The organism is Haloarchaeobius sp. HME9146, assembly GCF_025399835.1.
Classification (GTDB): domain Archaea; phylum Halobacteriota; class Halobacteria; order Halobacteriales; family Natrialbaceae; genus Haloarchaeobius.
The window spans coordinates 2841334-2859662 of record NZ_JAODVR010000001.1; the positions used below are offsets into that span (position 1 = coordinate 2841334).

The following is an 18329-nucleotide window of genomic DNA, read 5'->3' on the forward strand; positions in this document are numbered from 1 at the left end:
GGGTTGACGCTCGAACGGGGTCAGGGTTCGAGGACGACCTTCCCCGAGGACTTGCGAGCTTCGATGTACTCGTGCGCTTCGGCGGCGTCTTCGAGCGCGAACGTCTCACCGACGATGACCTCGAGCTCGCCGGATTCGAGGCCCTGCGTCAGATCCGGGACGGCTTCGAGGACGCGCTGGGGTTTCTGTTGCATGGCCTTGCCGAGGTGGTAGCCGATGACCGACTGGTTGCGGAAGAACATCTCGCTGGTGTCGAGCGTGCCCGGGACGCCACTGGCCGCGCCGTAGGGGACGATGCGCCCGAAGTCCTTCGTCGCGCGCACGGACTCGGCGAACACCTCGTCACCGACCCCGTCGAGCGCGAGGTCGACGCCCTCGCCGTCGGTCTCCTCGAGGACGACCTCGCGGAAGTCCGCCTCGGTGTAGTTGATGGGGTGGTCACAGCCCAGGTCGGCGGCGAGGTCGAGCTTCTCCTGCGTGCTCGCGGTGCCGAACACCTCCGCACCGGCGCGGTCCGCGAGCTGGACGGCGGCCGTGCCGACTCCGCCCGCGGCAGCCTGGATGAGGACGGATTCGCCCTCTTCGAGGCCGCCCCAGCCGAACAGGCAGTTGTGCGCGGTCAGGAACTGGACCGGGAAGCCGGCGGCCTCCGCGAAGGACATGCCCTCCGGGATGGGGAACAGGCTCTCGGCGTCGGTGACGGCGTACTCGGCGTAGCCGCCCACGCCGACGAGCCCGACGACGCGCTCGCCGCCCTCGTAGGCGACGCCCTCGCCGACCGCCTCGATGGTACCTGCGGCCTCGAAACCGGGGCGGAAGGGGGCCTCCGGGCCGCCCGGGTAGTGGCCACGCCGCTGCATGATGTCGGCGAAGTTGATGCCCGCGGCCTCGACCTCGATGCGGACCTGGCCGGGACCCGGTTCTGGTACGTCTTCCTCGACGACCTGCATCGACCCGGTGTCGCCGTACTCGCTGACCTCGATGGCTTTCATCTGCATCGCGACTGAGTACTCACTCAGTGCATGTAAGTCTGGGAGAACCGGCGAAACCGTCCACGAGTTCAGGGTTGTCCCGGCGGTGGCGAGGGTGTCACAGGGGGCAGGTTTAATCCCACCGTCGCCGCACGACAGTATATGACACACGACGTTGCGTTCCTCGACGACCTCTCGCTCGCCGAGGACCAGGTGACGACCGTCGAGGCCACACGCGAGAGCCACGCCTCGGACTGGGGCACCCCCGACGGGAAGGAGGTGACACCCGACGCCGTGGTCTACCCCGAATCGACCGCGGACGTCTCCGCCATCCTCGCCGCCGCGACCGACCACGACGTCCCCGTGACGCCCTACGCCGCCGGGACCAGCCTGGAGGGGAACGCGGTCCCGGCCTTCGCCGGCATCAGCATGGACCTGATGCGGATGGACGAGGTGACCGACTTCCGGCCGGATGACTTCCAGGTAGACGTCCAGCCAGGCGTGATGGGCTCGACCGTCGACGAGCGCGCCGGCGAGGCCGGCTTGTTCTTCCCGCCGCTCCCCTCCTCCGGCGATATCTCGACCATCGGCGGCATGCTCGCCAACGCCGCCAGCGGCATGCAGACCGTGAAGTACGGCGAGGTCGCGGACTGGGTACTCGAAATCGAGGCCGTCCTGGCCGACGGGTCGGTCATCTCCGCGGGCTCGCGGGCCGTCAAGACCTCCTCGGGGTACAACCTGCGCGACCTGCTCGTCGGCAGCGAGGGCACCCTCGCGGTCATCACCGAAGCGACCCTCCGGCTCGCGGGCCGCCCCGAGCAGATTCGCGGCGGCCGGGCCGTGTTCGAGACGCTGGACGGGGCCGCCGCCGCGGTCGAGGACACCATCCAGTCGGGCGTCGACGTGGCCAAAATCGAACTCGTCGACGCCGAGAGCGCGATGATGGCCAACGCGTACTCGGGCACCGACCTGCCCGACAGTCCACTGGTGTTCCTCGAGTTCCACCGCAACCACGGTATCGAGCGCGAGGTCGACTTCTGTCGCTCCATCTTCGAGCACCACGGCGCGACCCGGTTCGAGGTCGCCGCAGCCGACGAGGGGATGGCCGACCTCTGGCAGGCCCGCAAGGACATGGCCTACGCCATGCAGACCTACGACCCCGACCTGACACCGCTCCACCCGGGCGACATCACCGTCCCCATCTCGAAGTACGCCGACGTCATCCGGTTCGCGAAGGACCTCGCCGACGAACACGACGTGCTCGTCCCCTGCTTCGGGCACGCGGGCGACGGCAACGTCCACTACTCGGTGCTGGTCGACGAGGACGACCCCGAGCAGGTCGAGGCTGGCGAGGCGGTGTACAGCCGAATCGTCGAGTTCGCCATCGACTGCGGCGGGACCTGCACCGGCGAGCACGGCATCGGCCTCGGCAAGCGCGAGTACCTCGAACGCGAGCACGGCGCGGCCACCGTCGAGGCGATGCGGAAGGTCAAGCGTGCACTGGACCCGACCGACACCCTGAACCCGGGCAAGATGTTCCCGGAGACGGTCGACGGCGGACGAGTCAGGGACCGAGACGGGCGATAAGCCCGAGGCGAGTCTCAGGTCGTCGGAATCTCCCCCAATCTTGAAGACGGTTTTCCACGACCCCTGTGTATGAACGTCAGGAGCGTCGCTATCGACGAATCGGTCTCGACCGTCTTCCCGCCCGAACGACTCCAGCACGCGCTCGAAGACGTCGTCGACGCCGCGACCGTCGACGCCACCACCGACTCGCTCGACTCGTACGACGCCGTCGTCACGCTCGCGTACCACGAGGAGTACCTGGACGCGGTCGACTGGATCCACTCCATCCAGACCGGTATCGACCGGTTCCCACTCGATGACCTCCGTGAACACGACGTGACGCTCACGAGCAGCACCGGCATCCACGGGCCGGCCATCGGGGAGACCGTCGCCGGCTACATGCTCTCGTTCTCGCGCCGGCTGTTGCCGGCCGTGAAGGCACAGACCCGGCGAGAGTGGTCACCGCCGGAGTGGGACGAGGCGTTCACCCTGACCGGCGAGCAGGTGTGCATCGTCGGGCTCGGCGCGCTCGGCAAGGGAATCGTCGACCGGGCGAACGGCCTCGGAATGGAGGTCGTCGGCGTCCGGCGGTCCGGTGAGCCTGTCGACGGTGTCGAGGAGGTGTACACCCCGGACGAGCTCCACACCGCGATTCGGGACGCCCGGTTCCTCGTGCTCGCCGTCCCACTCGTCGAGGAGACGCGCCGGATGGTCGGAGCAGAAGAATTCGACCTCCTGGACGACGACGCCATCCTCGTCAACGTCGCTCGCGGCCCCGTGGTCGACGAGTCAGCGCTCATCGCGGCACTCGAATCGGGATCCATCGCCGGGGCCGCGCTCGACGTCTTCGAGACGGAACCGTTACCCGAGGACTCCCCGCTGTGGGAGTTCGAGAACGTGCTCGTCACCCCGCACTGTGCTGGCTTCACCGAGGACTACTACCGGAACGTCGCGGGTATCGTCCGGGAGAACGTCGAGAACATCGAGCGCGGGGCGGACCTCCGCAACCACATCGTATAGGGGCGGGTGACCGTCCCTCGCGGGTCGGCACTATCGCTCGAACTCGCTGTCGCGTGCTGTCTCGCGCTCCGCCGTCGAATCGACCCGTGCCCGTACGTCGTCGAGCGACTCGTTCTCGAGCAGTTTCTCGGTCCGGGCCTCGAACTCCTCGTCGGAGAGTTCGCCCGCGGCGTAGCGACGTTTGAGTTCCTCGAGGGCGTCGTTCGACCGCGAGTCGGATGCCGACTGCGAGACCCGGTTGCGGTCGCGACCGCCGCCGAACAGCTGGCGGAGTTCGTCTTTCAGAATCGCGCTCAGCGGGAGGACGACGATCCAACCGAGCGCTGCGAATAGACCCGCGTAGGAGCCGAACCCCATCATTCCGAGGACGATGACCGCCGCGAGCGTGCCGAAGACGATGAGCGCGGGGAGCTTGTCGAAGAGGTCCGCATCGTCGTGGGTCGGGTCGAAGTCGACCTCGTCGGGCCGGTCATCACTCATGGTCGTACCAGCCGCATGAGAGGAAATATCGTTTTCGACTCGGTCGTCGTCTTCGAGTTCGTGTCTGGGCCTCAGTCCTCGATGAGCACGTCCACGACCGACGGGCCGGACTCCGCGGCTGCTTCGGCAAGGGTGTCGTCCAGCTCGGAGACCGATTCCACGAGGTACCCCGACGCGCCGTGGCTCTCGGCGTTCTTCGGGATGTCGACCGGCGGGTCGAAGTCCATGCCGACGAACTCGTAGTCCGACTCCTCGCCGCCGAACATGCTGACGGTGTTGTCCTTCAGGATGCGGTAGTTCCGGTTGTCCGGGACCACGACCGTCAGGTCGAGGTCGTACCTGGCCGCGGTGTAGAGCGAGTTCGGGTAGTACAGGTAGGAACCGTCGCCGACGAACCCGTAGACGGTCCGGGGGTCGTCGCTGTCACGCTCGGCAAGTGCCGCGCCGACAGCCGCCGGCAGGCCGTACCCCAGGCCGCCGCCCTTGTTGCCCATAATCTGTCCCCGCTGGAAGTCCCAGCGCGTGAGCAGGGCATACCGCGAGGTCACGCCCTCGTCCATGACGAACGCGTCCGGGTCGACCGACTTCATCGCGTCCACGAGGTCGGCCTTCGAGATGGCGTCCTCGGCCGTCTCGTCCTCGCCCATCGCGTTCATCTGCTGGCTGGCGAGCTGTTTCATCGCGTCCACCTGCACGAGGCGTTCCTCGCGCGTCTCGTCGTCCACGCGGTCTCGCACCGCCGCCGCGAGTTCGGCCATGACGTGGCCCATATCCCCGGTCACCACGGTCGCGGGGTGGTTCTTCGCACCCTGCCACGGCTGGTCGGTCAGGTCGACGATTGTCGCGTCTTCGGGCACCAGCGGATTATCGTGGGCCCACAGCGTCGTATTGGTCGAACAGCCCGCGAAGACGAGCGTGTCCGTGTGAAAGAGCGTCTGGGCTAACTGCTCGTCCGGCGGAACGTGGCTCACCCACTGCTCGTGGTCGGTCGGGAAGTTCACCTCGTAGCCCAGTATCTCGCCGTGGACCCGCGCGCCCGCCGCCTCTGCGAGGTCGACCGCCGCCTCGACCGGGTCGACGCCCGACCAGGCCTGGTGCCGGCCGACGTGGTCCCCGACGACCAGTACCGGATTGTCGGCCTCGGCCAGCGCGTCGGCGGCCTGCTCGATGGCCGCCGGGTCGCCCCGTCCGGGGTTCGGGATGGTCCCCAGCGGCTCCGGTGCCGCGTCGGTCTCCGCGGTCATCACGTCCAGCGGGAGTGCGAGGAACACCGGGCCAGTCGGCGGCGTACAGGCCACGCGGAACGCCTGCCGGAGCATCGACGGCAGGGTGTCGACCGATAACACCTCGTCGGACCACTTGGTGAACTGTTCGGTCATCTTCACGAGGTCACCTGACAAGATGGGCTCCTCGTGGCGGAAGTGGCGCTCGTGGTTCCCCGCAGTTACCACGAGCGGCGCGCCGGCCATGTACGCCCCATAGAGGTTCCCGAGCCCGTGGGCCATCCCCGGCGCGACGTGGAGGTTGACGACACCTGCCGGGACGCCCTCGTCCTCGTCCGCGAACTGCCGCCTGACGCTGGCGTACCCGGCTGCCGCCCCGACCGCCACGTCCTCGTGGAGGCCAAGGATGTACTCCAGTTCGGAGTCCGCGATGGCGTTCACGACGGGCAGTTCGGTCGTGCCGGGGTTGCCGAAGACGTACTCGACGCCGTACTCGTCGAGCGCGTCCACGAACAACTCGGCACCCGTTCGGGATTCTGTCATGCATCGAGTGTCGGGTGGTGGTGACAAAACGATTCGCCTGCTGCGTGTCTCAGTCCGTGGAGCCAGGATCGGTTGTGTTTCCAGTTCGTCCGCGGCAATCTGGTAAGGCTAGCAGTTCACTCGCGCCGATGGTAATGGAAACCGCCCCGCACAGCACCGCATCCACACCCTCCCCAGCCGATTCCGGTGCTCGTTCCGCTCCGCTCCACTGCACTCCTCATCCCTCACGCGCTTCTGTCACTGGCCCTCGCTATCGCTCGGGACCGGCGACCGCGCGCGCCAGAATGAAAGAGAGAAGAATCGTCGCAGACTGCTGTGGCCGCTTCAGTGCGCCTGTTCGATGGCCTGGTCGAGGTCCGCGATGATGTCGTCGACCTCCTCGATGCCGACCGAGAGCCGGACGAGGTCGGGCGTGACGCCGCTGGCCATCTGCTCCTCCTCGGTGAGCTGCTGGTGGGTGGTGCTGCCGGGATGGATGATGAGCGACTTGGCGTCGCCGACGTTGGCGAGCAGGCTCAGGAGTTCCGTGCTCTCGGTGACGGCGCGACCGGCCTCGTAGCCGCCCTCGAGACCGAAGGTTATCATGCCGCCGTAGCCGCCGTCGAGGTACTCGGATGCCGTCTCGTGGGTCTCGTGGCTTTCGAGTCCGGGGTAGGTGACCCACTCGACCTTCTCGTGGTCCTCGAGGAACTGGGCGACCTCGAGCGCGTTCTCGGAGTGGCGCTCGACGCGCAGGGGGAGCGTCTCGAGCTTCTGAATCGTGACCCAGGCGTCGAAGGGTGCCTGCTGGTCGCCGAGGTCACGCAGGCCGCGAGCGCGGGCGGCCATGGCGAAGGCCATGTCGCCGAAGCGCTCCTGGAAGTTGACCCCGTGATAGGCCGGGTTGTCCCCGGCGACCTCGGGGTAGTCCTCGGCGGTCCAGTCGAAGGAGCCGCCGTCGATGAGGACCCCACCGATGGAGGTGCCCGAGCCGTGGATCCACTTCGTGGTGGAGTGCCAGACGAGGTCGGCACCGTGGTCGAGCGGGTTGCAGAGGTACGGCGTCGCGAACGTGTTGTCCACGAAGAGGGGCGCGCCGTGTTCGTGGGCGATGTCGGCGATGCGCTGGATGTCCGGCGTCACGAGCGCCGGGTTCCCGATGGTCTCGAGGTGGACGTACGCCGTGTCCTCGTCGATGGCCTCGGCGTAGGCGTCGTAGTCCAGCGTCTCGACGAAGCGGGCCTCGACCCCGCGCCGCGGCGCGGTGTGGGTGAAGTAGGTGTAGGTGCCGCCGTAGAGCGAGGACGCGGTGACGATGTTGTCACCCTCGCCCGCGAGCACGAACGTCGCGAGGTCGAGCGCGGCCATCCCGGAGGAGGTCGCGACGGCCGCCACGCCGTTCTCGAGCTTGGCGAGGCGCTGTTCGAGCACCGCATTGGTCGGGTTCATGATGCGGCTGTAGATGTTGCCCGCCTCTTCGAGCGCGAACAGGCTGGCCGCGTGCTCGGCGTCGTCGAAGACGTACGAGGTCGTCTGGTAGAGCGGCGGTGCGCGCGACCCGGTTGTCGGGTCCGGTTCCTGGCCGGCGTGGACGCTGTTCGTTGCGAAGCCGTGAGAGTCGTCGTCTGCCATACGTCCGTATCGTCTCACTCGTGCCCTTAACCTACCGACAGCCACAACACTGGCCTCGTTTCTCTGACGATGGACGGTGGCCACCACGGACGAGCTCCGGACGAGAATAGCCGCCTCTGCACCCCTTGTAGACGAATATGTGCCCCAGGACCGACTGCACGACCACTGGCTCGTCACAGATACCGGCAAGAGTGGCTGCCAGAGTACGGCGCGAACGTTGAAATACGAACCAGGAACCACACCCGACGTGCGCTGAGAATCGCCACGGGACGTGTCGCGGGTGTGTGACACGGCCGTCCCGTGTCCTGTCGCTCCGTGTCGCCTGTTCGCCAGAAAAGGACTCTACCGCGTTACGCGTCCGGTGCGAGCGCTTCCAGCGTCGCGTGAATCTGCTCCTGGGTCGCCGCACGCGGGAAGCCCACGCTGACGGTGTCGACACCCTCGATGTCGGCGAACTTCTGGAGTTCGTCACTGGCGCGCTCGGGCGTCCCCGCCGCCGTGAAGTCGTCCAGCATCTCGTCGGTGAATATCTCGAGCGCCTCCTCGCGGTCGCCGTTCATCCAGTTCGCCGCGATAGCGTGGGCCTCCTCCTCGTAGCCCTGTCGCGCCAGCGAGTCGCGGTAGTACGTGCCCATCGCGCCGACGTAGAACGCGGAGTGCTGGCGGGTCAGCTCCCGGGCCTCCTCGCCGTCCTCCAGCGCACAGCACGTCAGCGACAGCGTGCACTGCTGCTGGCTGCGGTCGCGGTCGCCCATCTCGCCACCGCGCTCGAAGTCCTCGAGTCGGTCGCGCATCGTCTCCGGCGTGAAGAGGATGGCGTGCCAGCCGTCGGCGAACCGCCCTGCGAGTTCGACCGCCTTCGGCCCCATGCCGGCCACGTCCACACTCGGGGCTGGCTCGGGCGCGTCACAGCGCAGCCGGAACCCGGAGACGTTGAAGTACTCGCCGTTGTAGTCGAGCTCCTCGCCGGCGAGCACCATCTTGATGATGTCGACGTACTCGCGGGTGCGTCGCAGCGGGTTCCCGAAGTCCTCGCCGTGCCAGCCGCCGATGACGGCCGGCCCCGAGGGACCGATGCCGAGGCGGAACCGCCCGTCGGAGACCTCCTGGAGCGTCGCGGCCGTCTGGGCCAGCAGCGCCGGCGACCGCGAGTAGACGTTCATGATGGAGGAGCCGATGCCGATCTCCTCGGTCGCGTGGGCGATGCTCGTCATGATGGTGACCGCGTCGCGGCCCCACGTCTCGGGGAGCCAGACGAAGTCGTAGCCCAGTTCCTCGGCCTTGACGGCCTGGTCGACGAAGTCCTGGACGCTCTCCTGTGCGGCGACTGGCAGGTGGACGTGCCGTTCGGTCATGCTCTGTGAAGGGATGCCACCCCAACAACAAAAAGAGGGATGGAAGTTGTGTGTCGTTGAACTCGGTTTGCTACTGGTAGCAGTTGCTATGGCTCACGCGATTCAGACGTCCGGCGTCTCCATGATGTTCGGCACGCCGGCCGCGACGATGGTCTGACCCGTCACGTAGGAGGATGCGGGCGAGGCGAGGAACTGCGCCACGTCGGCGATCTCCTCGCTGGTGCCGATGCGCCGTTTCACCTCCTCGCGGTCGATCTCGTCGGCGGTAACGCCCATCTGTGAGGCCACACCGGGCGTCGCGACGAACCCTGGCGCGATGCAGTTCACCCGGATGTCGTCGTCGGCCCACTCGAACGCGAGCGTTCGAGTCAGGTTCTCGACCGCGGCCTTCGCCGCGGCGTAGTGGCTCATGTACGGCGCACCCTGCTTCCCGGCCAGACTGGAGAGATTGAGAACGACCCCACCGTCGTCGGCGAGGTGCTCCTTCGCGGCCTGTGTGCAGTGGTACGTGCCCGTGAGGTTGATGTCGACGATGGTCGACCAGCCGTTCGGCGAGATATCGTCGAAGCCGGCCATGAACGACGCGCCAGCGTTGTTCACCAGCACGTCGAGCCCGCCGAACTCCTCGACGGTCGCCTCGACCAGCGCCTCGACCGCCTCGCGCTCGGTCACGTCACACTCGACCGCGTGCGCATCGCCCGGCCGGTCGCTCTCCGTGATGGCCTCGGCGACCGGTTCGACGTTCTCCATGTCCCGCGAACAGACGACGACGTCGATGCCGTCGTCGGCGAATCGCTCCGCCATGACCTTCCCGATACCGCTCGATGACCCGGTGACGATGGCTACGTCACCGTCGACGTGGAACTGGTCGGTCGTCATCGTCGTCCCTCCGCGTCGTGAACTTGCATACGCTCGGAGAGTGTACGGGGAGTGAGTTAAAAGTGAACGAACCCCACACGAAGGGCCGGGACCATCAAAATTCACCTAATCTTCGATTGAATCAACGATTTCGTGAGAGATGCTGACAAGTACGTATAAATTCACCCTCGTGGTACCTGTCCAGAACTGAATCGGTCGAGTCGATGAGCAACAGGACACCTGAGACGCGACGACACGGGATGACGGTCGCCAGAGACGGTGTCATCGTCGAGAAACGACTCGACGTCCAGACCATGCCGCTCCCTGCGGTGTCGTTCGACATCGTCTCGGACCGGACGGAACCGGTCGAGGTGACACTGGTGGAACAGCTCCCGCCGGACCTGAGCGCCGACAGACTGGGGTTCCATCCCGGGTTCGGGGCCGAGAACTGGACCTGCTACGGTGGGGGTGAACTCGTCTGGCGAGGTCGCCTCGCCCCCGACGAACACGTCCAGACCGTCTTCGGTGTCTGGCTCGACAGCCCGGACCGGGCGCTCTCTTTGCTCACATCACCGACCGTCGAGGCCATCCGCGAGGTCGGCGAGGATACCGACCCCCTGGTCCTCGACGAATCCTTCGTCGCGACACCGGATTCCGGACCGACGGAGCTCAAGCGGGCCGTGGAGGCGGCGGTCCCCCAGGAGGCGCTTCGCGCCGAAAGTGGCCTGCCGCAGTGGAGCGACCTGCCCGAAGCAGGCACCGACCTCACTGCCCCCTCCCGCGAGGCGGTCGGAGAGGTGGTCGCCGCTATCTCGGGTGGAACCGACGTGTCAGCCCACGACCGGTACTACCATCTCAGGCTCTCCGTCGAAACCGCGGGCCGCGGCGACCGCGAGGTCTCGGTGCTCGAAGACCTGACCAACGCCCTGTCGGTGCTGTACGCCGACGCGGACGACAGGGACGACGGTGCGTGGCGCGTGCTGGACGTGGCCATCGGGACGAACTGGCAGGCCGAACGCATCGTGACTGCACTCGGTGACGATCACCGCGTCTCCGGCCTGCTCGTGACGGAACTCACCGGGGCGGTGAACAGTGGAGACCACGACCGCGAGCCCCAGTCGACCAGCCTCTCATCGGGTGTCTCCGAGAGCGACCCGGTGACCGCGGAGATGGCGTCGACCGTCCTCTTCGGAGAGAGTGCCGCGACTGCCCCCGAGGACGCGGTCGACGAGCAGACCGGCTCTCCGGAGCCCACAGCGGCGGAAGCTGCGGGGGCGACTGCAAGCGACACGGCCAGTGAACCGCCCACTGACACACCCAGTCAACCGCCAACCGACGCGCCGAGCACGGCCAGCACGGGTGCGACCGAGGACGATGCCCAGAGCGACGACTTCGGTGCAGGTGCCGTCGACGACTTCGGCGGGTTCGAACCGGCGGAGACGACCAGTTCGAGCGTCGAGGAGGGACCGGCAGACGAGGGAACCGACGAGTTCGGTGCCGCCGAGGCGTTCGAGAACGCCTTCGAGTTCGACGACGAGAGCAGCGGGTTCGACACGTTCGAGCAGGCGGACCCCGAGGAACGTGCCGATTCCGAGACCGACGATGCAGCCGCGGCCGCGGAGACCAGTGACGACGACGACGCGGCCAACGACTCGGACGATTCGATGGCGGTGTTCGCCGAGCTCAAAGAAGAGACCGAGCAGGCGAGCGTCTCCGACCTCGACGAGGAACTCGAAGACGTGGTGCTCTCCCCGAGCGAGGAAGAGGAGTACAGCATCGCCGACCTCCTCGACGACTTCGACGAGGAGGAGAACACGGCGTCACCAGCCTGAGGACGCGCTCTTCTCACCCGACGGACAGGCCCCGGACCCACCGACCGGTCTCGGCAATCCTGACCACGAAGCGATGGGACGATAAGGCGATGCCACCACTCGGTTGATAACTCGATGGCTTCGTCCGAGGACACGCCGTTCGACCAGTACCGCGCTGACGTAGACCGTCCACTGCTCCGGCTGTTCCGCGAGTACGGCATCCCCCGACTGCGCTGGTTCACCGCGGGGAACGTCGCGAACCTCGTCGGCCGAAGCGCGAGTCTGCTCCCGCCGCTGGTCCTGGGGACGGCAATCGACGCCATCTTCACCGGCGATGGAAGCTATAGCTTGCCCCTGGTTCCGGCGGCCTGGTTGCCGACCGAGCAGGCCGCACAGTTCTGGTTCTCGGTCGCGCTCATCGTCGTCGGCTTCGCCGTGACCGGCATCGGGACGTTCCTCTGGGGTGTGACGATGAACCGGTTCGCTCACGGCGTGATGCACGAGGTCCGGACCGACACCTTCGCCGCGATGCAGGCGCTCGACATGGCCTTCTTCGACGACAAGCAGACCGGCGAGGTGATGTCGGTGTTGAACAACGACGCGTCGAACCTGGAGACGTTCCTCGACGATGCACTCAGTGAGGGGCTGCGCATCGTCGTGATGGTCCTCGGTATCGCCGGCATCCTCATCTACCTCAACGCGCAACTGGCCGCTGTCACGCTCCTGCTCGTGCCCGCGATGGGCCTGTTCACCTGGTGGTTCATGCGCCGGGTCGAACCGCTGTACAAACGGGTCCGGAGCGACGTGGGCAACCTGAACACGCGCCTGGAGAACGCGCTCTCCGGTGTGGAGCTGGTCAAGACGACGGGCACCGAGGAGTACGAGACGGGACGGGTTCGCGAGGCCTCCAACGACCTCTACGAGTCCAACATGGCCGTACTCACGCTGAGCTACTTCTACCGGCCCGGGATGGAACTCTTGGCCGGGCTCTCGTTCGCCGCGACGTTCCTCGTCGGCGGCCTCTGGCTGTTCCAGGGCCCGCCGTTCGGGCTCTCGGGCACCTTGACGGTGGGAGAGTTCGTCATCTTCGTCTTCCTGACCCAGCGATTCGTCGAACCGCTCTCGCAGGCGTCGAACCTCGTCGACTGGTACGAGAACGCGAAGGCCTCCGGCGAGCGTGTCTTCGGCTTGATGGACGTGCCACCCCACGTCGTCGAGGCCGACGACGCGGTTCCGCTGTCGGACGTGGATGGTGCCGTCGAGTACGACGGCGTAAGCTTCGGCTACGACGACGAGCTGGTCCTGCAGGACATCGATTTCGAGGTCGACCCCGGGGAGACGGTCGGGCTGGTCGGGCCGACGGGAGCCGGGAAGTCGACCGTCGTGAAGCTCCTGCTCCGGCTGTACGACGTGAACGCCGGGCAGGTCAGCATCGACGACCGTGACGTGCGCGAGGTGACCGTCGCCTCGCTCCGGTCGGCGATCGGGTACGTCTCACAGGACCCGTTCCTGTTCGATGGCACCATCGCCGAGAACATCCGGTACGGCCGGTTCGACGCGAGCGACGAGGCGGTCCGCGAGGCGGCGAAGGCAGCCGAAGCTCACGAGTTCGTCGCGAACCTCCCGGATGGCTACGACACCCGGGTCGGCGAACGCGGCGTGAAGCTCTCGGGTGGCCAGCGCCAGCGCCTCGCCATCGCCCGCGTCGTGTTACAGGACCCGGCCATCCTCGTGCTCGACGAGGCGACCTCCAGCGTCGACACCGAGACCGAGGTGCTCATCCAGCGGAGCATGGACGCGGTCAGCGCCGACCGCACCACGTTCGTCATCGCCCACCGGCTCTCGACGGTGAAAGACGCCGACACTATCCTGGTGCTCGAAGACGGCTCGGTCGTCGAGCGCGGCAGCCACGACGAGTTACTGGACGAGGACGGCGTCTACGCGACGCTCTGGCGGGTGCAGGCGGGTGAGATAGAGGCGCTACCGGACCGGTTCCTCGAATCGGTGTGACGCCGTCAGGACCGGACCGTCAGCACGGGCACCGGCGACTGCCGGACCACGCGTTCTGACACGCTTCCCATGAGGAACTTGTCGATGCCACTGCGGCCGTGACTCCCGAGGACGACGAGGTCGACCTCGCCATCGCCGTCCTCGATGGTCGCGAGGATCTGTTCGGCCGGTGACCCGCGGACGACGACCTCGTTGACCGGGGCGACGTCCGCTTCGGTCGCCCACTCGACGACCTCGGCGACGATGTCTGTCGCTTCCTCCTCGAGCCGGTCGACGAGCTGCTGGCTGCGTGCATCGAGCGGGAGCAGGTCGTCGTCGACAACGTGCATGACCGTCAGCTCCGCGTCGTATCGGTTCGCCAGGTCGATGGCGTGCTCGGCGGCGTGCTCGGACGCGTCGCTCCCGTCGACGGGCACGAGGATGTGACTGTAACCCACGGACATGTGTCTATGTAAGGCGGCCGAGAACTTGACCGTTGGCACGCGGTTCTTATATCTATCACCCCAGGTATGAGACATGCAACTCCACTGGCATCGCGCCGACCTGCGCGCCAGCGACAACCGGGCGCTGTCGGCCGCAGCGACGAGCGCCGACGAGCTCGGCCCGGTCTGTCCCGTGTTCGTCTTCGACGACGCCGTGCTGGCACACGGGTCGCCGCCGCGTGTCGCGTTCATGCTCGACGCGCTGGCCGCCCTTCGCGAGTGGTACCGCGGGCACGGGAGCGACCTGCTGGTCCGTCACGGCGACCCCCGCCAGGTGCTGCCGGCGCTGGCCGACGAGCACGACGCCGAGCGCATCGTCTGGAACAAGGGCTACTCGGGGCTCGCGAGGGAACGCGACGCCGCGGTCCGGCAGGCACTGAACGACGCGGGTGTCGCCCGGGAGTCGTTCGAGGACGCCCTGCACCACGAGCCGGGCTCCATCACGACCAACCAGGGCGACCCGTACTCGGTCTACACCTACTTCTGGAAGAAGTGGCGCGACCGGCCGAAGGAAGCGCCCTACGACGCGCCCGAGGAGTCCGCACTGGCTGCCGTGACGGGCGACGACCTGCCGACGCTCGCCGAGCTCGGCTTCGAGGAGCCCGAAGCGACCACCCAGACCGCGGGCACCGAGCCGGCCAGGGACCGCCTCGTGTCGTTCTGCGAGTCGGACATCTACGACTACGCCGAGCGCCGGGACTACCCGACCGACGAGTGCACGTCTCGGCTGTCGGCCGACCTGAAGTGGGGCACCATCGGCATCCGGGAGGTGTACGAGGAGACCGAGGCCGCCGCGGACCTCGCGGACGCCGAGGACGACCTCGAATCGGTCAGGGGGTTCCAGTCACAGCTCGCCTGGCGGGAGTTCTACCACCACGTTCTCTACTTCAACCCCGAGGTGGTCGCGGAGAACTACAAGGAGTACGAGTACGATATCGCGTGGCGGAACGACCCCGACGAGCTACAGGCGTGGAAGGACGGCGAGACGGGCTATCCCATCGTCGACGCCGGGATGCGCCAGCTTCGCGAGGAGGGCTACGTCCACAACCGCGTCCGGATGATCGTCGCCTCCTTCCTCACCAAGGACCTGCTCATCGACTGGCGCGAGGGGTACGACTGGTACCGCCAGAAACTGGTCGACCACGACACCGCGAACGACAACGGCGGCTGGCAGTGGGCCGCCTCGACCGGCACCGACGCCCAGCCGTACTTCCGCATCTTCAACCCGATGACGCAGGGTGAGCGGTACGACCCCGACGCGGAGTACATCAAGGAGTACGTCCCCGAGTTGCGCGATGCCGACCCGTCGCTCATCCACGGCTGGCACGAGGCGTCACAGATGATGCGCGAGCAGGGCGCACCCGACTATCCCGACCCCATCGTCGACCACGCCGAGCGCCGAGAACAGGCACTCTCGATGTTCAAATCCGCCCGTGGTGAGGAGTGACGAGGGGCGAGTAGAATTAAGTTGGAAAGACGAAGAGTAGCTACCAACGATGGTGGGTGTCAGTTCGCCTGAAGGTACCAGGGGGCGTCGGTCGACAGCGGGGCGGACAGGATGCTGACCGACGCGACCCCGTTACACGTCGTCGCGGTCCTCGGCGTCGTGCTCGCCGTCGTCTTCATGCTTCTCGCGTGGCGGTACCGCGACCGGCCGGGCGCGAGGCCCTTCGTCGTCATGCTCTTCGGCGTGACCTGGTGGGTCGCGACCGCGGCCGCGGGGATGTGGACGACGGACGAGAGCATGCACTACCTCCTCGTCCGAATCCAGTACCCCGGCGCGGCCCTCGTCCCGACCGCCTGGCTGCTGTTCGCACTGGAGTACACCGGGCGCGAGGAGTACGTCACGTGGCGGTCGACCGCGGCGATCTCAGCCATCCCAGCACTGGCCGTCATCGGTGTCTGGACCAATCCACAGTTCGGGCTGATGTGGGACGACCGCTGGGTCGACGTCGTCGGTGGCGTCGCCCAGTTCGAGGCCTCGTTCGCCATCGGCTACTGGGTGTTCGCGCTCTACTCGTACCTGTTGCTCGGCGTGGGCGCGACCTTGCTCCTGGTCCTCGCTCTCGACAGCACCTCGGTCTACCGCCGACAGGCGGGCGCGATGGTCCTGGCAGCGGTTCTCCCGTTCGTCACACAGGTCCTCTATCTCACGCACCCCGGGCCGATACCGGAGGTGAACCTGACCCCGTTCGGCTTCATCGGGTCGGCCGCCATCGGTATCGCGGCTATCGGCCGGTTCGGTTTCCTCGAATCGGACCCCGTCGCCTCGCAGGTCGCACCGGACCGCGTCATCGAACGACTCGACGACGCCGTGGTCGTTCTCGACCGGAACCGGCAGGTCGTCGATGCGAACCCGGCCGCAGAGCGCATCCTCGGGACTGGCGTCGTCGGGCACGACGCCGACGGGGTGCTCCCGAAGGAGGTCGACATCGACACGCTCGCTGCCGGTGGCGACGTGCCGACCGTCGAGCGCTCGAACGACGGTGAGACCCGCTACTTCGATACGAGCACCAGCGCGTTGCGGGACCGACGTGGCACCGTGACGGGCTGGGTGCTGACGTTCCACGACGTCACCGACCGACGACGGCGGGAGCGCCGGACCGAGACGCTCACCCGCGTCCTGCGGCGGACCCTCCGCGAGGAGATGGACGCGGTGTACAGCCACGCCGGGGAGATCCGCGAGGACGACGAGGTGGTGACCGACCTCCAGGAGCGCGCCCGGGACGCGCTCGAGCTCGGCTCGGTCGCCGAGGAGTTCGAACCCCTCCTCGGCGATTCGGTGTCGGACCCGCCCGCGGACATCGTCCCCATCGTCGGTGCCGAACTCGACAGGGTCCGCGAGCGCTATCCGCGGGTGGACGTGTCTCTCGATGCACCCCTGGGCGAATGGGCGCACTGCGGGGCACTGTTCGAACCGGTGTTCCGGGCGCTCGTGAACGATGCGGCTGCGCGGGCGACCGGGCCCGAACCGACGGTGACCGTCGACGTTCGAGTCGACGAGTCCGACGGCAGGGTCACCGTCAGCGTGACCGACAGCGGCCCGGCCCGGTCCGACCAGAGTCGCGCCGTGCTGTGTGAGGGTACCGTCCCGACCGAGACCGACGACTCCGATGCGTCCACGCTCTCGCTGTGGCTCGTACACTGGGGGGTCGACCACCTCGGGGGGTCGGTGGCCGTTCCGGACACCGACTCCGGCCGGGTCGACCTTCGGCTGCCGCTCGTGGAGGAGACGGCAGTGTCGGCCTTCGACTGAGGCTTCGGCTCCCTTCTTTCCGACCTGCTGCTTCGACACGTCCCGCCTCGACAGAGTTGGCCACGTCCACTGCGTCGAACGCCGAGTGGCGATGCAGTCGGGGCTGGTGACGGTCGACCGCCCACCGCGACGACCCCCAAACTTATTTCCTTTAGAGATACCCAATGGCTATAGATGAGCCAATCAACCGACCGGTTCAGCAACCAGTCCATCGCCCACCGGCTATCGGACCCGGCCGCGAGAATCCAGTCCCTCACGTCGGTCGCGGTCCACACGTCGCTGCTCGATGGGGCCGTCGCCGCGACGAAGGTCGTGGTGGTCAGTGCGTTGCTGTCGGTCTCACTCTCACCAGCCGTCGCCCTCGCCTTCCTCGTCACCTTCGGCGTCTACGGGTCGAACAAACTCGTCGACGCCGAGGACGCCGTGAACTGCCCGGACCGGGCCGCGTTCGTCGCCCGGCACCGCGCGGCCCTCACGCTGGCGACGGTCGGCGGGTACGGCCTCGCACTCGTCCTCGCCGCACTCCAAGGGCCGCTGGCGGTCGCCCTGACACTGGTCCCCGGGACCGCCGCGCTCCTGTACAGTGTCGAGTGGCTCCCGTACGGCGGCGGGACGCGGGTCAAGGACGTCTTCCTCCTCAACACGATTCTGGTCGCGGCGGCCTGGGCGGTCTACATCTCGTTCATTCCGGTTGCGTTCACCGACCAGCTCCCCGGCGCGCCCGCACTCACCCTCTGTGCGTTCTTCTTCCTCCAGACCGTCGTCGCCGGTGAGGTCCTCAACGCTCGCGACGTGGTCGGTGACCGTCGCGAGGGCGTCAGCACGCTCCCGACGCGGCTCGGCGTCGAGCGGGCGCAGACGGTCCTCTACGGCCTCGATGGGGTCACCATCGCGCTCCTGCTCGGCGCGGGCCTCGTCGGCACGCTCGACGAACAGGCCGTGCTCGCGCTGCTCCCCGCGGTCGGTTACTCGCTGCTCGTGACGGCGCTTGTCGGTCGTGACGTCGACCTCTCACGGCTGTGTGGCTGGCGCGACCTGGAATACCCGCTCATGCTGGCCGGAGTCGTGGTCTTCCTGTGAACCGACTCAGTACTCGATATCACCATTCGAGTTAAGTCTGATGCCGATGAACCACCGCATACA

At 67.3% G+C, this 18329-nt stretch carries 14 protein-coding genes; 7 read left to right on the forward strand and 7 right to left on the reverse strand.

The genetic code is table 11. The features are described 5' to 3' along the window. Positions 1-20: 20 nt before the first annotated feature. A complete protein-coding gene (locus N6C22_RS14650) occupies positions 21-992 on the reverse strand; it encodes an NADPH:quinone oxidoreductase family protein (protein WP_261652568.1) in 972 nt (323 codons plus the stop codon). 141 nt (positions 993-1133) lie between these two features. On the opposite strand from N6C22_RS14650, the gene N6C22_RS14655 reads away from it, so the two are divergent. Beyond that, complete coding sequence (locus tag N6C22_RS14655; RefSeq protein WP_261651865.1) at positions 1134-2558, forward strand: FAD-binding oxidoreductase; 1425 nt, start codon at positions 1134-1136, stop codon at positions 2556-2558. Positions 2559-2627: 69 nt separating this feature from the next. After that, positions 2628-3557, forward strand: coding sequence for a D-2-hydroxyacid dehydrogenase (gene ddh / locus N6C22_RS14660; RefSeq protein ID WP_261651866.1), 930 nt, complete (start codon positions 2628-2630; stop codon positions 3555-3557). 30 nt (positions 3558-3587) lie between these two features. Here ddh and N6C22_RS14665 read toward each other — a convergent pair whose 3' ends face one another. The 5 genes from N6C22_RS14665 to N6C22_RS14685 all read right to left on the reverse strand — a co-directional run bounded on the left by N6C22_RS14665 (position 3588) and on the right by N6C22_RS14685 (position 9648). Next, entirely contained in the window at positions 3588-4037 is a 450-nt protein-coding gene (locus tag N6C22_RS14665; protein WP_261651867.1) for an SHOCT domain-containing protein, read from the reverse strand. Positions 4038-4108: 71 nt separating this feature from the next. Then, entirely contained in the window at positions 4109-5803 is a 1695-nt protein-coding gene (locus tag N6C22_RS14670) for a thiamine pyrophosphate-binding protein (protein ID WP_261651868.1), read from the reverse strand. A gap of 324 nt (positions 5804-6127) precedes the next feature. Continuing rightward, complete coding sequence (locus N6C22_RS14675) at positions 6128-7414, reverse strand: O-acetylhomoserine aminocarboxypropyltransferase/cysteine synthase family protein (protein WP_261651869.1); 1287 nt, start codon at positions 7412-7414, stop codon at positions 6128-6130. 350 nt (positions 7415-7764) lie between these two features. Next, positions 7765-8769: a TIGR04024 family LLM class F420-dependent oxidoreductase gene (locus N6C22_RS14680; RefSeq protein WP_261651870.1), complete on the reverse strand. Its 1005-nt coding sequence runs from the start codon at positions 8767-8769 to the stop codon at positions 7765-7767. A 102-nt stretch (positions 8770-8871) separates the two neighbouring features. Beyond that, a complete protein-coding gene (locus tag N6C22_RS14685; protein ID WP_261651871.1) occupies positions 8872-9648 on the reverse strand; it encodes an SDR family NAD(P)-dependent oxidoreductase in 777 nt (258 codons plus the stop codon). 203 nt (positions 9649-9851) lie between these two features. Between N6C22_RS14685 and N6C22_RS14690 the strand changes: the two genes are divergently transcribed. Both N6C22_RS14690 and N6C22_RS14695 read left to right on the forward strand, forming a co-directional pair. Continuing rightward, positions 9852-11459, forward strand: coding sequence for a hypothetical protein (locus tag N6C22_RS14690; RefSeq protein WP_261651872.1), 1608 nt, complete (start codon positions 9852-9854; stop codon positions 11457-11459). A 114-nt stretch (positions 11460-11573) separates the two neighbouring features. Beyond that, positions 11574-13448 carry an ABC transporter ATP-binding protein gene (locus tag N6C22_RS14695; RefSeq protein WP_261651873.1) on the forward strand — a complete coding sequence of 625 codons (1875 nt, stop codon included), beginning with the start codon at positions 11574-11576 and terminating at the stop codon, positions 13446-13448. A 5-nt stretch (positions 13449-13453) separates the two neighbouring features. Here the strand turns inward: N6C22_RS14695 and N6C22_RS14700 are convergent, their stop codons facing one another. Further along, positions 13454-13891 carry a universal stress protein gene (locus N6C22_RS14700; RefSeq protein ID WP_261651874.1) on the reverse strand — a complete coding sequence of 146 codons (438 nt, stop codon included), beginning with the start codon at positions 13889-13891 and terminating at the stop codon, positions 13454-13456. A 73-nt stretch (positions 13892-13964) separates the two neighbouring features. Here N6C22_RS14700 and N6C22_RS14705 point away from each other — a divergent pair, with 73 nt between their 5' ends. The 3 genes from N6C22_RS14705 (at position 13965) to N6C22_RS14715 (ending at position 18266) form a co-directional block, all read left to right on the forward strand. Continuing rightward, entirely contained in the window at positions 13965-15377 is a 1413-nt protein-coding gene (locus N6C22_RS14705) for a deoxyribodipyrimidine photo-lyase (RefSeq protein ID WP_261651875.1), read from the forward strand. A 111-nt stretch (positions 15378-15488) separates the two neighbouring features. After that, the gene (locus tag N6C22_RS14710) at positions 15489-17186 is read left to right on the forward strand and encodes a histidine kinase N-terminal 7TM domain-containing protein (protein WP_261651876.1); all 1698 of its coding nucleotides are present in this window, start codon (positions 15489-15491) and stop codon (positions 17184-17186) included. A 174-nt stretch (positions 17187-17360) separates the two neighbouring features. After that, positions 17361-18266 carry a UbiA family prenyltransferase gene (locus N6C22_RS14715; protein ID WP_261651877.1) on the forward strand — a complete coding sequence of 302 codons (906 nt, stop codon included), beginning with the start codon at positions 17361-17363 and terminating at the stop codon, positions 18264-18266. Positions 18267-18329: the final 63 nt, after the last annotated feature.

Excerpts from the sequence above, each read along its gene's own strand:
- N6C22_RS14715 (WP_261651877.1), top strand. The coding sequence starts at position 17,361 with ATGAGCCAATCAACCGACCGGTTCAGCAACCAGTCCATCGCCCACCGG.
- N6C22_RS14650 (WP_261652568.1), bottom strand. The coding sequence starts at position 992 with ATGAAAGCCATCGAGGTCAGCGAGTACGGCGACACCGGGTCGATGCAG.
- N6C22_RS14670 (WP_261651868.1), bottom strand. The coding sequence starts at position 5,803 with ATGACAGAATCCCGAACGGGTGCCGAGTTGTTCGTGGACGCGCTCGAC.
- N6C22_RS14710 (WP_261651876.1), top strand. The coding sequence starts at position 15,489 with ATGCTGACCGACGCGACCCCGTTACACGTCGTCGCGGTCCTCGGCGTC.
- N6C22_RS14685 (WP_261651871.1), bottom strand. The coding sequence starts at position 9,648 with ATGACGACCGACCAGTTCCACGTCGACGGTGACGTAGCCATCGTCACC.
- N6C22_RS14655 (WP_261651865.1), top strand. The coding sequence starts at position 1,134 with ATGACACACGACGTTGCGTTCCTCGACGACCTCTCGCTCGCCGAGGAC.
- ddh (WP_261651866.1), top strand. The coding sequence starts at position 2,628 with ATGAACGTCAGGAGCGTCGCTATCGACGAATCGGTCTCGACCGTCTTC.
- N6C22_RS14675 (WP_261651869.1), bottom strand. The coding sequence starts at position 7,414 with ATGGCAGACGACGACTCTCACGGCTTCGCAACGAACAGCGTCCACGCC.
- N6C22_RS14680 (WP_261651870.1), bottom strand. The coding sequence starts at position 8,769 with ATGACCGAACGGCACGTCCACCTGCCAGTCGCCGCACAGGAGAGCGTC.
- N6C22_RS14705 (WP_261651875.1), top strand. The coding sequence starts at position 13,965 with ATGCAACTCCACTGGCATCGCGCCGACCTGCGCGCCAGCGACAACCGG.
- N6C22_RS14695 (WP_261651873.1), top strand. The coding sequence starts at position 11,574 with ATGGCTTCGTCCGAGGACACGCCGTTCGACCAGTACCGCGCTGACGTA.
- N6C22_RS14700 (WP_261651874.1), bottom strand. The coding sequence starts at position 13,891 with ATGTCCGTGGGTTACAGTCACATCCTCGTGCCCGTCGACGGGAGCGAC.
- N6C22_RS14690 (WP_261651872.1), top strand. The coding sequence starts at position 9,852 with ATGAGCAACAGGACACCTGAGACGCGACGACACGGGATGACGGTCGCC.
- N6C22_RS14665 (WP_261651867.1), bottom strand. The coding sequence starts at position 4,037 with ATGAGTGATGACCGGCCCGACGAGGTCGACTTCGACCCGACCCACGAC.